This is a genomic window from Geobacillus sp. FSL W8-1251, from assembly GCF_038005945.1.
Taxonomy (GTDB): domain Bacteria; phylum Bacillota; class Bacilli; order Bacillales; family Anoxybacillaceae; genus Geobacillus; species Geobacillus stearothermophilus.
Genome location: NZ_JBBOUF010000001.1, coordinates 566309 through 580265, shown reverse-complemented (window position 1 = coordinate 580265; position 13957 = coordinate 566309). Strand labels below are relative to the sequence as shown.

Genomic DNA, 13957 nt, shown 5'->3' with positions numbered 1-13957 from the left:
AAGGAGGAGCCTCGATGGGCTTTTTTCAAAAGTTGAAAGAAAAGTGGACAAAACAGGCGGATGCCGTCACGGAAAAGTTTAAGGAAGGGCTGTCGAAAACGCGCGATTCACTCGCCGGGAAAGTGAACGACTTGATCGCCCGCTACCGGAAAGTCGATGAGGAATTTTTCGAAGAGCTGGAGGAAATTTTAATCGCCGCTGACGTCGGCGTGGCGACCGTCATGGAACTGGTCGATGAGCTGAAAATGGAAGTGAAGCGCCGCAACATTCAAGATTCGGCGCAAATGCGCGACGTGATCGCGGAAAAACTGATTGACATTTACCGCGCCGGCGCCGATGACAACGAGCTTTCCGCCTTGAATATGCAAGAAGGAGGGCTGACGGTCATATTGTTCGTCGGCGTCAACGGCGTTGGCAAGACGACGACGATCGGAAAACTGGCGCATAAGCTGAAATCGGAAGGGAAATCGGTGCTCTTGGCCGCAGGCGACACGTTCCGCGCCGGAGCGATTGAGCAGTTGGAAGTATGGGGCGAACGCGTTGGGGTCGATGTCATTAAGCAGGCGGCCGGCTCCGACCCGGCGGCCGTTATGTACGACGCCATTCAGGCGGCAAAAGCACGCAGCGTTGACGTGTTGTTGTGTGACACAGCCGGGCGGCTGCAAAACAAAGTGAACTTAATGAAAGAGCTTGAAAAAGTGAAGCGCGTCATCAGCCGCGAAATCCCGGGCGCTCCGCATGAAGTGCTGCTTGTGCTTGATGCGACGACCGGGCAAAATGCGATGAGTCAGGCGAAGCTGTTTAAAGAAGCGACCGATGTGACCGGCATCGTGTTGACAAAGCTCGACGGAACGGCAAAAGGCGGCATCGTGCTCGCCATTCGCAACGAGCTGGCCATCCCGGTGAAATTCGTCGGCCTCGGCGAAAAGATGGACGATTTGCAGCCGTTTGATGCAGAAAAATATGTATACGGACTGTTTGCCGGTTTGTTCGATGAACAATAACGGCTAGTTGGCCAGTTGCATGCCGTTTAGCGGCTCGTACGGCATCGGCGCGGCCTGCATCCGTGTTTTCCCGCCAGGCTGGCGGCCAACCGCGCCCCAGCCTTGCTTTTATGGGGGGAAAAATCGTCCTCATCTTGACAAGAGCCGGAAAACAAAGTACACTCACTTGTAAAGGGAATTTACTTAACAACGGGGGAGGGAGCGTTCGGTGCTCGAAAAAACGATGCGCATGAACTATTTGTATGATTTTTATCACGCGCTGTTGACGCCGAAACAGCGCAATTACATGGCGCTGTACTACTTGGACGACTACTCCCTCGGGGAAATTGCTGAACAATATGAGGTGAGCCGCCAGGCGGTGTACGATAACATCCGGCGCACAGAAGCGATGCTTGAGCAGTATGAAGAGAAGCTCGGGCTGCTGCAAAAATATGAACAGCGGCGGCAGGCCATCGAGCGGCTGAAAGACTACATCAGCCGGCATTACGGCGCTGACGCCGAATTGGCGGCGCTTGTCCGCGAGCTGGATGAACTTGATTAAAAAAAGGGGGTGGCCGCCATGGCGTTTGAAGGATTGTCCGAACGTTTGCAGCAGGTGATGAACCGCATCCGCGGCAAAGGGAAAGTCACCGAAGCGGATGTCAAAGAGATGATGCGCGAAGTGCGTCTCGCTTTGCTCGAGGCTGACGTCAACTTTAAAGTCGTCAAAGATTTCATCAAACGGGTGAGCGAACGGGCCGTCGGGCAGGAAGTGATGAAAAGCTTGACGCCGGGCCAGCAGGTGATTAAAGTGGTCAAAGAGGAGCTGACGGCGTTAATGGGCGGCGAACAGAGCAAAATCGCGGTCGCCAAAAAGCCGCCGACGGTCGTCATGATGGTTGGCCTGCAAGGGGCTGGGAAGACGACAACGACTGGGAAGCTCGCCAACTTGCTGCGCAAGCGCCATAACCGGAAGCCGCTGCTGGTCGCTGCTGACGTCTACCGCCCGGCGGCGATCAAGCAGCTGGAGACGCTCGGCAAACAGCTGAACGTTCCTGTCTTTTCGCTCGGCGAGGACGCCAATCCAGTCGAGATCGCGAAACAGGCGCTCGAGCGGGCGAAAGAAGAGCATTACGACTATGTGCTGATCGACACGGCCGGCCGCCTTCACATTGATGAGGCGCTCATGGATGAACTGAAGCAAATGAAAGAGGCGGTCAAGCCGGACGAAATTTTCCTCGTTGTCGACGCCATGACCGGTCAAGACGCCGTCAATGTCGCGCAAAGCTTCCATGAACAGCTCGGCATCACCGGCGTTATTTTGACGAAGCTCGATGGCGACACGCGCGGCGGGGCGGCGCTGTCGATTCGCGCCGTGACGGGAGCGCCGATCAAGTTCGCCGGGATGGGCGAAAAACTGGATGCGCTCGAGCCGTTTCATCCGGAGCGGATGGCGTCCCGCATTTTAGGGATGGGCGATGTCTTGACGCTCATTGAAAAAGCGCAGGCCGCCGTTGATGAGGAGAAGGCGAAAGAGCTCGAACAAAAAATGCGCACGGCCACCTTCACGCTTGACGACTTTTTGGAGCAGCTCGGCCAAGTGCGCAAGCTCGGGCCGCTTGACGAACTGATTAAAATGCTGCCGGGAGCCAATAAAATCAAAGGGCTTTCCAACATTCAAGTCGATGAAAAGCAAATCGCCCGCGTCGAAGCGATCATCCGCTCGATGACGAAAGAGGAGAAAATGCATCCGGAAATCATCAACGCTAGCCGCAAAAGGCGGATCGCCAAAGGGAGCGGCACGACCGTGCAAGACGTCAACCGGCTGCTCAAGCAATTTGATGACATGAAAAAAATGATGAAAATGATGACGAATATGCCCAAAGGGAAGAAAAAAGGATTTCGCTTCCCATTTATGTAAATGATGTTCTGTTAAGCGAAAAACCTTTACAAACGGAAAAAGAATTGTTAATATACTATCTTGTGTGAACACTATACGGAGGTGCGTACAAACTATGGCAGTAAAAATTCGTTTAAAACGCATGGGCGCAAAGAAAAAACCGTTTTACCGCATTGTTGTGGCGGATTCCCGCTCGCCGCGCGACGGCCGCTTCATTGAAACGATCGGCACATACAATCCGGTTGCGGAGCCAGCCGAAATCAAAATCGATGAAGAGCTGGCGCTCAAATGGCTGCAAAACGGTGCCAAACCGTCCGACACGGTGCGCAGCTTGCTGTCGAAACAAGGCATTTTAGAGAAGTTCCATAACTTGAAATACGGCAAATAAGCGGGATGCACATGAAACCGCTCATTGAAACGATCGTCAAGGCGCTTGTCGATCATCCGGAGGCGGTGGCGGTCGAAACCCGTGAGGAAGAGACGGCCGTCATCTATGAACTGTCGATGCACGATGACGATATCGGCAAAGTGATCGGCAAACAAGGACGGACGATCCATGCGATCCGCACGGTCGTCTATGCCGCCGCCGCTGGATCGCCCAAGCGGGTGATTGTGCACGTGAAAGAAAAAGGGTGAGGATGTTCCTCTCCCTTTTTTGATATCGCCGTAAAGGGGGATGGGGATGAAGCTCATTCAAACGGTCGAAGTGCGGCAAGTTGTCACCGAGCGGAGCAAACAAGAGCTTGCGGCGGCATTTGCGGCGCGCAAGCAGCAGTTGGAGCGCGAGTGCGGCCAGCTTCGCTTCGAGCAAAAGCGGATGGAGAAAAGCGGGAAATACCCGGCTAGTCTTGTAAAGCAATATTTTGCCAAAGAAATCGACGACCGGATGGAGAAAATCAAGCTGCTTGAGTTTCAGCTTGAACAGTTACATATGCTACCGTTAGGAAGTGAATTGAAAGAGCGGGAAGTCGAGGCGCTCATTGAGGTGAACGTCGGCGACCGCTGGGAAGAGGTGACGAAAACGCGCGCCATTATCGTTGAAGACGGCGTCGTGAAAGAGATTCGCTAAGGAGGGAGCAAAGAATGGAACGATGGTTTAACGTCGGCAAAATCGTCAATACGCACGGCATTCGCGGCGAAGTGCGCGTCATTTCCCGCACCGATTTTCCGGAAGAGCGATACAAAAAAGGAAACAAGCTGTACATTTTCCGCGAACGCGACAGCGAGCCGATCGAAGTGACGGTGAAAAGCCATCGCGTCCATAAATCGTTCGACTTGCTGTCGTTTGAAGGCTATGACAGCATCAACGATGTCGAACCGTTTAAAGGAGCGATGCTGAAAGTGCCGGAAAGCCAGCTCGGTGAACTCGCGGAAGGCGAGTATTATTTCCATGAAATCATCGGCTGTACCGTCGTAACGGAAGAAGGAGAAACGATCGGCACGGTCAGGGAAATTTTAACGCCGGGGGCGAACGACGTCTGGGTCGTCCGGCGCGGCGACGGCACCGATGCGCTCATTCCGTACATCGACGAAGTCGTTCTTCGCGTCGATCCGGCGCAAAAAACGATCATCATCCGACCGATGGAAGGGCTGCTTGAATGATGCGGATCGATATTTTGACGCTGTTTCCCGACATGTTTTCCGGCGTATTGAATGAGTCGATTTTAAAGAAGGCGCAAGAAAAAGGGGCGGTGGACATCCGGCTTGTTGACTTCCGCGAATTTGCCGACAACAAGCATAAGACGGTTGATGATTACCCGTACGGTGGCGGCGCCGGCATGGTGCTGAAGCCGCAGCCGATCTTCGACGCGGTGGAACATGTGACAGCCGGCTCGCCTGGCGCGCGCATTATTTTGCTTTGCCCGCAAGGCGAGCGCTACACGCAAAAAAAGGCAGAAGAGCTCGCCCAAGAAGAGCATTTGGTGCTTATTTGCGGCCATTACGAAGGATATGATGAGCGCATCCGCCAATATTTGGCGACCGATGAAATTTCGATCGGCGATTACATTTTAACAGGCGGGGAGCTCGGCGCCATGGTCATCGTCGACAGCGTCGTCCGCCTGCTGCCCGGCGTGCTCGGCAACGAAGCGTCGCCGGTTGACGACTCGTTCAGTTCCGGCCTGCTGGAGTATCCGCAATACACAAGGCCAGCCGACTTTCGCGGCATGAAAGTGCCGGACATTTTGCTTTCCGGGAACCACCAGCTCATTGCTGAATGGCGCGAGAAGGAGTCGCTCCGGCGCACGTTTTTGCGCCGCCCGGATTTGCTCGCCGGCTATCCGCTCACCGAGAAACAAAAGCAATGGCTGAAAGAGTGGGAACATGAACGCGAAACGGAAAACAGCGGCTCTCAATGCGAATAACTATTGCTTGTGCCCGGCGTTTATGCTATCATATCTTTTGTGTGACTGAAGCAGTCCGCTTAAGGACGGAAAACGATGTTCCGCTGCAATGATCAAACGCATTGGCATGAACATCTGTGGAAGGAGTGGAAAATGATGCATCATTTAATCCAAGAGATCACGAAAGAACAATTGCGGACCGACTTGCCGGATTTCCGCCCGGGCGACACGGTGCGCGTCCACGTGAAAGTTGTGGAAGGCAACCGCGAACGCATCCAAGTGTTTGAAGGTGTCGTCATCAAACGGCGCGGAGCGGGCATCAGCGAAACGTTCACCGTCCGCAAAGTGTCCTATGGCGTCGGCGTTGAGCGCACATTCCCGGTGCATACGCCGAAAATCGCAAAATTGGAAGTCATCCGCCGCGGGAAAGTTCGCCGTGCGAAATTGTACTACTTGCGTGAACTTCGCGGCAAAGCGGCGCGCATTAAAGAAAAAACGGCCCAATAACGGGCAACGGTGGATCACAGCGGAAAAGGAGCTTGCTTTCAAGCTCCTTTTTTCACTACCGCCAATGATGATTACGGTAGTGATCCACGACTGCAAACTTTGATTTAGGTGGGTGGACAATGGAACAGAAAAAAAGCGAATGGCGCGAATGGCTGAAAGCCATTGTTGTTGCGGTGCTGTTGGCCGGGGGCATCCGCTACTTTATTTTTGCCCCGATTATCGTCGACGGCATTTCGATGATGCCGACGTTACATAATCACGAGCGGATGATTGTCAATAAGTTGGCCTACAAAATCGGCATGCCTCATCGTTTCGATATTATTGTGTTTCATGCCGAGGAAGGGAGAGACTATATTAAACGGGTGATCGGCTTGCCGGGCGACCGGATCGAGTACAAAAATGATACCTTGTACGTAAACGGCAAACCGTATAAAGAGCCGTATTTGGACGAACGTAAAAAGCAGGTTGCCGACGGGCCGCTGACCGAGCCGTTTACACTTGAGGAATTGACCGGGCGGAGCACGGTGCCGGAAGGGCATTTGTTCGTCATGGGCGACAATCGCCGCTTCAGCAAAGACAGCCGCCATATCGGCTTCATTCCGATGTCAAAAGTCGTTGGCAAGGCGAATCTTGTGTATTGGCCGCTTTCTGACGCCCGGATTGTGAAATAAACGAGGCAGGTGATGCCAATGACAGTGATTCAATGGTTTCCCGGCCATATGGCAAAAGCGAAGAGGGAAGTGCAAGAAAAATTAAAGTTGATCGACGTAGCGTTTGAGCTGCTTGACGCCCGTTTGCCGATGTCATCGCGCAACCCGATGATCGATGACATTCTCGGACAAAAGCCGCGCCTCATTTTGCTCAATAAGGCGGATATGGCCGATGAGGCCGTGACTGAGCAATGGATCCGCTATTTCCGCGGCCAAGGCCGAACAGCCATCGCCATCGATGCGCAAAGCGGGACGGGGGTCAGGCAAATCGCTTTCATTGCCAAAGAAATGGTAAAAGAGAAATTTGAGAAAATGCGGGCGAAGGGCATTAAAAATCCACGCCCCGTGCGGGCGCTCATTGTCGGCATCCCGAATGTCGGCAAATCGACGCTCATCAACCGGCTCGCCGGCCGCCATATCGCCAAAACCGGCGATAAGCCGGGGGTGACGAAAGCGCAGCAATGGATCAAAGTCGGCAAAGAAATGGAGCTGCTTGATACGCCAGGGATTTTATGGCCAAAGTTCGAGGATGAAGACGTCGGCTTCAAGCTCGCGGTCACCGGAGCGATCAAAGATGAAATTTTGAACTTGCAAGACGTCGCTGCCTATGCGCTCCGCTTTTTGTCAGTCCATTATCCGGAACGGCTGTCGGAGCGCTACCGCCTTGACAGCATCCCCGATGACATCGTCGCCTTATTTGACGCCATCGGCCGGCGGCGCGGCTGCCTGACAGCGGGCGGCGGCATTGACTATGACAAGGTCGCTGACATTGTCTTATACGACATTCGCACCGAAAAATTAGGACGGTTGAGTTTTGAAACGCCCGCTTCCTGGACGTAATGGCGTCCGGCGGGCGTTTTTTGCTTCACAGCCGGCTGAACATGGCCGATAGTATAAGTAGGGTAGCGTCAAAAGTTCTATGAAAACTCCACACAGATCATCCCATTGAGCATCGTGGGGCATGCGGAGGGCCGGATTCGCCCTTGACCAACACCCGCCAAAGGTGGGAAAGAGTCGTCAAGGGCGACGGGGACAAAAAGAAGGCAATAGGAAAGCCGCCCTTGCCATGACCGAATTTTACCTTTGGCGGTGTTCGGTTGGTCAAGGGTTCGCTTCGCCGAATCCGGCAGGAGTTCTGTTCAACGGGCTCCGGCGGACAAAAAAGTCAGGCCGTCTCTTGTTGGAGAAACGCTTGTGCCATGGCGATGAGCTTCGTCCACCGGGCCGGCATATGCGGAAGATCCGCCAGTTCCGGGATGACGACCGGGACCCGGCCTTCGAGTGCGCTATGCGGGCGCAGGAAGTTGAAATACGCCACAAACAGCGTCACAAAGGACACCGAGCCTTCTTCCGCACCAAACCCATGGGTCGGGCGGTAGTTGCCTTTAAAGGTCCGGTTGAATCGCTCGATGATCTGTTTGAGAGGGCGAAACTCTTCCGAGACCGGATCTTCGTTGGTTAGGCCGATCACCTGGCGGACGTCAAACGAAATCCCGTGCTGGGCGAAGAAGTGTTGCGCCAGCCGGTAAATCGGGTTGCCATCCACGACAAACGACAAGTCGTCTGGGAGGGACGGCAGCTTTCGCAGGACATCATCGATGGCCTGGATGGCCGAGAGCGTGTCCCGCTTGGGCGAGACGCGATACGACAGCACGATCTTTTTGACGGCATCAAACATAAAGAACAGGTAATGCCAGCGCCCTTTGACGCGAATATACGTCTCGTCCCCGCAAAACGAACCGGACAGCTCATACGGGAACCGGTCGACAAAGGGCTTGATCCAAAGCGCGACGCTGTTGGCGTAGTTGAGCACCGTCTGATGGGAGATCGAGACGCCATGGATGTCCTTCATGGCGGCGGCGGTCTCCCTCGAGGACATCCCAAAGTTGACGTAGTACGTCAACACGAGCCCCAACACGTGCGGCGACGCAGCCAGCCGGGACAAATCGACCTTCGGTTGGATGGGCGACGAGGAAGCCAACGGGAGAAAGTCAAACAAGAACTCTCGAAACAAATACCGCACCTTGAAGGCTTGAGGATCCTGTTGAAACTGTTGGCGCTCCTTCTTGGTCATCCGGCGAAGGTTGGCCTGGTAAAACGGGCAATCGTTGTTCTTGCACTTATAGATGTGGTATTCTTTGCGTTCCTTGATCTTTTCCAGCGTCTTTTTGCAGTGCGGGCAGCGAAAGACCGCTTGCTTGGTGAACCGATTTCGGTGGTTGAACCGGCACTGGCACACTTTGCATTGGTATTGCCCTTTTCCGCCGTTATTGGCGTACAGGTAAGAAGAGGGAGCCTGGCAGCGAGGGCAGGTCAACGAATCCGGAACACGGTGTTTCGCATTCGCGCGGCGCTGGATGGGCCGTAAAGGACGTCCGTGCTGGGCTTCATAGTCTGCCAACAGCTTCCGGTAATCAAGGGTTTCCGGCACATCGATGATCGGAAGGTCATCGACCTGAAGTTTCCGGTACGGCTTTTGGATGGGTTCGTCCAAGTCCTCGAGATTCAAGGATTTTCCCACGATCACACCCATCAAATACACAATGATTTGATATTGGGTCTTGATTATTTCGAGCAAATAGGCTAATAATTGAGGTAACAAAGCTTGTCACTCCTTTGTTTTGGCTGTTGGGTGTCGTTACCTCAATGATGGCCGAAAACAACGGGGGTGGCAAGCTTTTTTTCGTTCAACCGTTGAAACTCAAGGGAAAACCGTGAGTGTGGAGGATACACTTTTGACAATACCCCGAAAACAACGGGGGTGGCAAGCTTTTTTTCGTTCAACCGTTGAAACTCAAGGGAAAACCGTGAGTGTGGAGGATACACTTTTGACAATACCATAAGTAGAAAAGGGAGAGAAACATGAAGGAGTACACGGTAAAAGAAATCGAAGCTCTGCTTCCGGAGCTTGGCGGCGAGGATGACCCGCGCTGGGAGATGCTGCGGCGCGATGAACGGAAAAGCGTGCAGGCGCTGCTTGCCCGTTTTGTGAAACAAAAAGAGCGGGAAAAAGTGATGCGGCGGCGTTGGGAGGAGTTGATGCGCTATGAGCGTGAACTGTACGCCGCCGGCATCGAACGAATCGCCGGCATTGACGAGGCCGGGCGCGGGCCGCTTGCTGGCCCGGTCGTCGCGGCGGCGGTCATTTTGCCGCCTGACGCCTACTTGCCAGGGCTTGACGATTCGAAACGGCTGACAGCAGCCAAGCGCGAGGCGTTGTTTGCGCAAATTGAGGCGTGTGCGGTTGCGGTCGGCATCGGCATTGTCAGTGCGGCGGAAATTGATGAGCGGAATATTTACGAGGCGACGAAACAGGCGATGGCAAAGGCGGTCAGCGCGCTGTCGCCGCCGCCTGACTACTTGCTCGTTGATGCGATGACGGTGCCGTGCGCGCTGCCGCAGCGGCGTCTGATGAAAGGCGATGCCAACAGCGCTTCGATCGCCGCGGCTTCCATTATGGCCAAAGTGACGCGCGACCGGCTGATGAAAGAGCTCGACCGCCGCTATCCGCAGTACGGGTTTGCCCGTCATATGGGCTACGGGACGCCGGAGCATCTCGAGGCGATCCGCCGTTACGGCATAACGCCGGAGCACCGCCGCTCGTTCGCGCCGGTAAAGGAAGCGGCGGGCGTTGAAAATTAGCCGGCCCCACGGCTGGGATGCGGGCCGGGACGAAAGGGGGAAAGCAAAATGGTGGAGCGGATGGAACGAACCGTTCCTGTCGCCGCCGTCCGTGATGCGGCGTCAAGCGGACAGTTTCGGCCGGGGCAGGCGGTTGTCGGCCGAATCGAGCGGGTGGAAGAGGCGGAGACGGGGGAGCGGACAGCGCTTGTCCGCACCGGCGGCCGCCTCGTGCGCGCCCGCCTCGAGGCGCCGCTTGCCGCCGGGCGCACGTACTTGTTTGAAATCAAGGAAAGCGGCAGCAACGTTTACTGGAAAGCGGTCGCGCTTTCCGAACCGGAGCAGGCGGTTCCCCGTGAAGATGTCGTCCGCCGATGGCAGCAGGCGTGGAAGCTGCCCGAGGCCGCGCTCCCGGTGCTTCGCCAAGCGCTGAAGGCAGGCGCGGCCGTAACGAAAGAAGAAGCGGCGGAACTGGCTGCAGCGGTGCGGAAAACCGGCCGGCCGGCCGACGCGGAGGAGGTGCTTGCTTATTTGTTCCATCGCCGCCTCCCACCGTCTCCCGCCGTATTTCGCGCACTGTGGGCGGCGCGGACCGGAGAGCCGCTCGCAGTGCAGCTTGAAAGGCTAAAAGCGGTGTTCACTGAACGTTCTTCAGGCCCGATGGCGCCGGTGTTCAAGCAGGCGGCTGACCGTCTTCTTTCGCCGCCGCTGTTCGCCTATGAGGCAGCGGTGCGCCTGTTGTTGACAGCGGAAGAAGGAGCGGAGGGGCCGGCTCATGCGCTTCTTTTCCGCCTCGGGCTTGTTCCGCTACCGGCAGGACGGATGGCTACCATTCAGAACGCCATGCAGCAGCGGCAGTTTGCTGAAGTCGGGAAGCTGCTCGGCCTGACGGACGAGGAAGCGTTTTTCGCGCGCTTTGCCGCTGTCGATGCCGCCTGCAAAAGCGGTGCGCTGTCAGAGGCGGAAGCGAAGCTGTGGACGTCTGTCCGCACGGCCGGCGACCCGGCGCTGTCGCTGTTTCATTGGTTGAGGCGGATCGCTGGCCGCCTCGGGCTTGAGGATGAGGCGATGCTCGCCGAAGCGTTGAAAACAAGAGGCGCGCCGCCGATGGCTCCTTCGTTGAGACGGCTGCTTCTTCATCTGCTCGGCGGAGCGGGAAGCAAAGAGGCAGAAGCCGCGGCGGAAGCGTTTCTTGACCGCCTTGACGGAATGGCCGTCATCGCCGGAAGCGATGGGCCTGTCGGGCACATTTGGATTTCTTTTCCTTTGCCGCTGGGCGGGCGCAACCACGATTTTTCGGTTTATTGGCAAGGGCGGCGGAAGGATGGAGGGGCGCTTGATCCCGATTATAGCCGCATCGTTTGCAGCGTCACGCTCGAACAACTGGGCGGGATTTTGATCGATATGCGTGTGCAGCGGCGGATCGTCCACATTTCCCTTTTTCACGATGATCCGAGGCTGCCGGAGCTCGCTCATCGCTTTGCCCCGCTGGTGAAAGAGCGTCTTCAGGCGCACGGTTATCTGCTGTCGGGCATTGATGTGAAAGCGGCCGAAGCTAGTCCCCCGGCCCCTTCCGTGCTGCCGTTTGCCGGCTGCAGCAGCGAGGTGGATTGGCGCGTATGAGCGAGGAGCGGAAAAAAGCGGTCGCCCTGTCCTATGACGCGGCGGTTCACGAAGCGCCTGTCGTGAAAGCGAAGGGAGCGGGAACGGCGGCGGAAGCGATCATCGCTGCCGCCCGACAGCATGGCGTGCCGATTCGAAAGGATCCGTCGCTCGTTGAACTTCTCAGCAAAGTGGAAATCGATAACACGATTCCGGAAGCGCTGTATGCGGTTGTGGCGGAGTTGTTTGCGTTCCTTTATCAGCTGGATCAGGCGGCGAAACAGGAAACGGAGGGGGAAAAGGGATGATTTTCCAATCTCCTAATTTCTCAATTTTGCGGCAAAACGGTGGACAAGCGGGAAATGTTAGATATAAAATGAAAGCGCTAAGACTTTTTCAGTTTCATAGGTAGCGTCAAAAGTTCTATGAAAACTCCACACAGATCATCCCATTGAGCATCGTGGGGCATGCGGAGGGCCGGATTCGCCCTTGACCAACACCCGCCAAAGGTGGGAAAGAGTCGTCAAGGGCGACGGGGACAAAAAGAAGGCAATAGGAAAGCCGCCCTTGCCATGACCGAATTTTACCTTTGGCGGTGTTCGGTTGGTCAAGGGTTCGCTTCGCCGAATCCGGCAGGAGTTCTGTTCAACGGGCTCCGGCGGACAAAAAAGTCAGGCCGTCTCTTGTTGGAGAAACGCTTGTGCCATGGCGATGAGCTTCGTCCACCGGGCCGGCATATGCGGAAGATCCGCCAGTTCCGGGATGACGACCGGGACCCGGCCTTCGAGTGCGCTATGCGGGCGCAGGAAGTTGAAATACGCCACAAACAGCGTCACAAAGGACACCGAGCCTTCTTCCGCACCAAACCCATGGGTCGGGCGGTAGTTGCCTTTAAAGGTCCGGTTGAATCGCTCGATGATCTGTTTGAGAGGGCGAAACTCTTCCGAGACCGGATCTTCGTTGGTTAGGCCGATCACCTGGCGGACGTCAAACGAAATCCCGTGCTGGGCGAAGAAGTGTTGCGCCAGCCGGTAAATCGGGTTGCCATCCACGACAAACGACAAGTCGTCTGGGAGGGACGGCAGCTTTCGCAGGACATCATCGATGGCCTGGATGGCCGAGAGCGTGTCCCGCTTGGGCGAGACGCGATACGACAGCACGATCTTTTTGACGGCATCAAACATAAAGAACAGGTAATGCCAGCGCCCTTTGACGCGAATATACGTCTCGTCCCCGCAAAACGAACCGGACAGCTCATACGGGAACCGGTCGACAAAGGGCTTGATCCAAAGCGCGACGCTGTTGGCGTAGTTGAGCACCGTCTGATGGGAGATCGAGACGCCATGGATGTCCTTCATGGCGGCGGCGGTCTCCCTCGAGGACATCCCAAAGTTGACGTAGTACGTCAACACGAGCCCCAACACGTGCGGCGACGCAGCCAGCCGGGACAAATCGACCTTCGGTTGGATGGGCGACGAGGAAGCCAACGGGAGAAAGTCAAACAAGAACTCTCGAAACAAATACCGCACCTTGAAGGCTTGAGGATCCTGTTGAAACTGTTGGCGCTCCTTCTTGGTCATCCGGCGAAGGTTGGCCTGGTAAAACGGGCAATCGTTGTTCTTGCACTTATAGATGTGGTATTCTTTGCGTTCCTTGATCTTTTCCAGCGTCTTTTTGCAGTGCGGGCAGCGAAAGACCGCTTGCTTGGTGAACCGATTTCGGTGGTTGAACCGGCACTGGCACACTTTGCATTGGTATTGCCCTTTTCCGCCGTTATTGGCGTACAGGTAAGAAGAGGGAGCCTGGCAGCGAGGGCAGGTCAACGAATCCGGAACACGGTGTTTCGCATTCGCGCGGCGCTGGATGGGCCGTAAAGGACGTCCGTGCTGGGCTTCATAGTCTGCCAACAGCTTCCGGTAATCAAGGGTTTCCGGCACATCGATGATCGGAAGGTCATCGACCTGAAGTTTCCGGTACGGCTTTTGGATGGGTTCGTCCAAGTCCTCGAGATTCAAGGATTTTCCCACGATCACACCCATCAAATACACAATGATTTGATATTGGGTCTTGATTATTTCGAGCAAATAGGCTAATAATTGAGGTAACAAAGCTTGTCACTCCTTTGTTTTGGCTGTTGGGTGTCGTTACCTCAATGATGGCCGAAAACAACGGGGGTGGCAAGCTTTTTTTCGTTCAACCGTTGAAACTCAAGGGAAAACCGTGAGTGTGGAGGATACACTTTTGACAATACCCCGAAAACAACGGGGGTGGCAAGCTTTTTTTCGTTCAACC

At 55.4% G+C, this 13957-nt stretch carries 16 protein-coding genes; 14 read left to right on the top strand and 2 right to left on the bottom strand.

All coding sequences use genetic code 11. From position 1 onward, the window contains the following. Positions 1-14: 14 nt before the first annotated feature. From ftsY to ylqF, 11 genes are all read left to right on the top strand, one after another. Entirely contained in the window at positions 15-1004 is a 990-nt protein-coding gene (gene ftsY, locus NSS88_RS02935) for a signal recognition particle-docking protein FtsY (protein ID WP_033011157.1), read from the top strand. Positions 1005-1212: 208 nt separating this feature from the next. Next, complete coding sequence (locus NSS88_RS02930; protein ID WP_033011156.1) at positions 1213-1545, top strand: putative DNA-binding protein; 333 nt, start codon at positions 1213-1215, stop codon at positions 1543-1545. 18 nt (positions 1546-1563) lie between these two features. After that, entirely contained in the window at positions 1564-2904 is a 1341-nt protein-coding gene (gene ffh, locus NSS88_RS02925; RefSeq protein WP_033011155.1) for a signal recognition particle protein, read from the top strand. A 94-nt stretch (positions 2905-2998) separates the two neighbouring features. Continuing rightward, complete coding sequence (gene rpsP / locus NSS88_RS02920; RefSeq protein ID WP_033011154.1) at positions 2999-3271, top strand: 30S ribosomal protein S16; 273 nt, start codon at positions 2999-3001, stop codon at positions 3269-3271. 11 nt (positions 3272-3282) lie between these two features. After that, complete coding sequence (locus NSS88_RS02915) at positions 3283-3519, top strand: KH domain-containing protein (protein WP_033016030.1); 237 nt, start codon at positions 3283-3285, stop codon at positions 3517-3519. Between the two features lie 46 nt (positions 3520-3565). Beyond that, positions 3566-3952 (top strand): YlqD family protein, encoded by a 387-nt coding sequence (locus tag NSS88_RS02910; protein WP_033011152.1) that lies wholly within the window; start codon positions 3566-3568, stop codon positions 3950-3952. A gap of 14 nt (positions 3953-3966) precedes the next feature. Further along, positions 3967-4485, top strand: coding sequence for a ribosome maturation factor RimM (gene rimM, locus NSS88_RS02905; protein WP_033011151.1), 519 nt, complete (start codon positions 3967-3969; stop codon positions 4483-4485). Beyond that, positions 4485-5246, top strand: coding sequence for a tRNA (guanosine(37)-N1)-methyltransferase TrmD (gene trmD / locus NSS88_RS02900; protein WP_162839645.1), 762 nt, complete (start codon positions 4485-4487; stop codon positions 5244-5246). Before rimM ends, trmD begins: the two co-directional genes overlap by 1 nt. Positions 5247-5381: 135 nt before the next feature. Further along, entirely contained in the window at positions 5382-5732 is a 351-nt protein-coding gene (gene rplS / locus NSS88_RS02895) for a 50S ribosomal protein L19 (RefSeq protein WP_014195437.1), read from the top strand. A 119-nt stretch (positions 5733-5851) separates the two neighbouring features. Next, a complete protein-coding gene (lepB, locus tag NSS88_RS02890) occupies positions 5852-6403 on the top strand; it encodes a signal peptidase I (protein WP_033016029.1) in 552 nt (183 codons plus the stop codon). A 12-nt stretch (positions 6404-6415) separates the two neighbouring features. Further along, a complete protein-coding gene (gene ylqF / locus NSS88_RS02885; protein ID WP_033011146.1) occupies positions 6416-7282 on the top strand; it encodes a ribosome biogenesis GTPase YlqF in 867 nt (288 codons plus the stop codon). 325 nt (positions 7283-7607) lie between these two features. On the opposite strand, the gene NSS88_RS02880 is transcribed toward ylqF, so the two are convergent. Then, on the bottom strand, positions 7608-9044 hold the full coding sequence (locus NSS88_RS02880) for a DDE-type integrase/transposase/recombinase (protein WP_341082940.1): 1437 nt from the start codon (positions 9042-9044) through the stop codon (positions 7608-7610). Positions 9045-9304: 260 nt separating this feature from the next. On the opposite strand from NSS88_RS02880, the gene NSS88_RS02875 reads away from it, so the two are divergent. From NSS88_RS02875 to NSS88_RS02865, 3 genes are read left to right on the top strand one after another with little or no spacing between them, the layout of a single operon-like run. Then, positions 9305-10084 (top strand): ribonuclease HII, encoded by a 780-nt coding sequence (locus NSS88_RS02875; RefSeq protein ID WP_341082944.1) that lies wholly within the window; start codon positions 9305-9307, stop codon positions 10082-10084. Between the two features lie 48 nt (positions 10085-10132). Next, complete coding sequence (locus tag NSS88_RS02870; RefSeq protein ID WP_061580840.1) at positions 10133-11686, top strand: hypothetical protein; 1554 nt, start codon at positions 10133-10135, stop codon at positions 11684-11686. Further along, entirely contained in the window at positions 11683-11973 is a 291-nt protein-coding gene (locus tag NSS88_RS02865) for an EscU/YscU/HrcU family type III secretion system export apparatus switch protein (protein WP_061580839.1), read from the top strand. Before NSS88_RS02870 ends, NSS88_RS02865 begins: the two co-directional genes overlap by 4 nt. A 363-nt stretch (positions 11974-12336) precedes the next feature. Here NSS88_RS02865 and NSS88_RS02860 read toward each other — a convergent pair whose 3' ends face one another. Then, the gene (locus NSS88_RS02860) at positions 12337-13773 is read right to left on the bottom strand and encodes a DDE-type integrase/transposase/recombinase (RefSeq protein ID WP_341082940.1); all 1437 of its coding nucleotides are present in this window, start codon (positions 13771-13773) and stop codon (positions 12337-12339) included. Between the last annotated feature and the right edge of the window lie 184 nt (positions 13774-13957).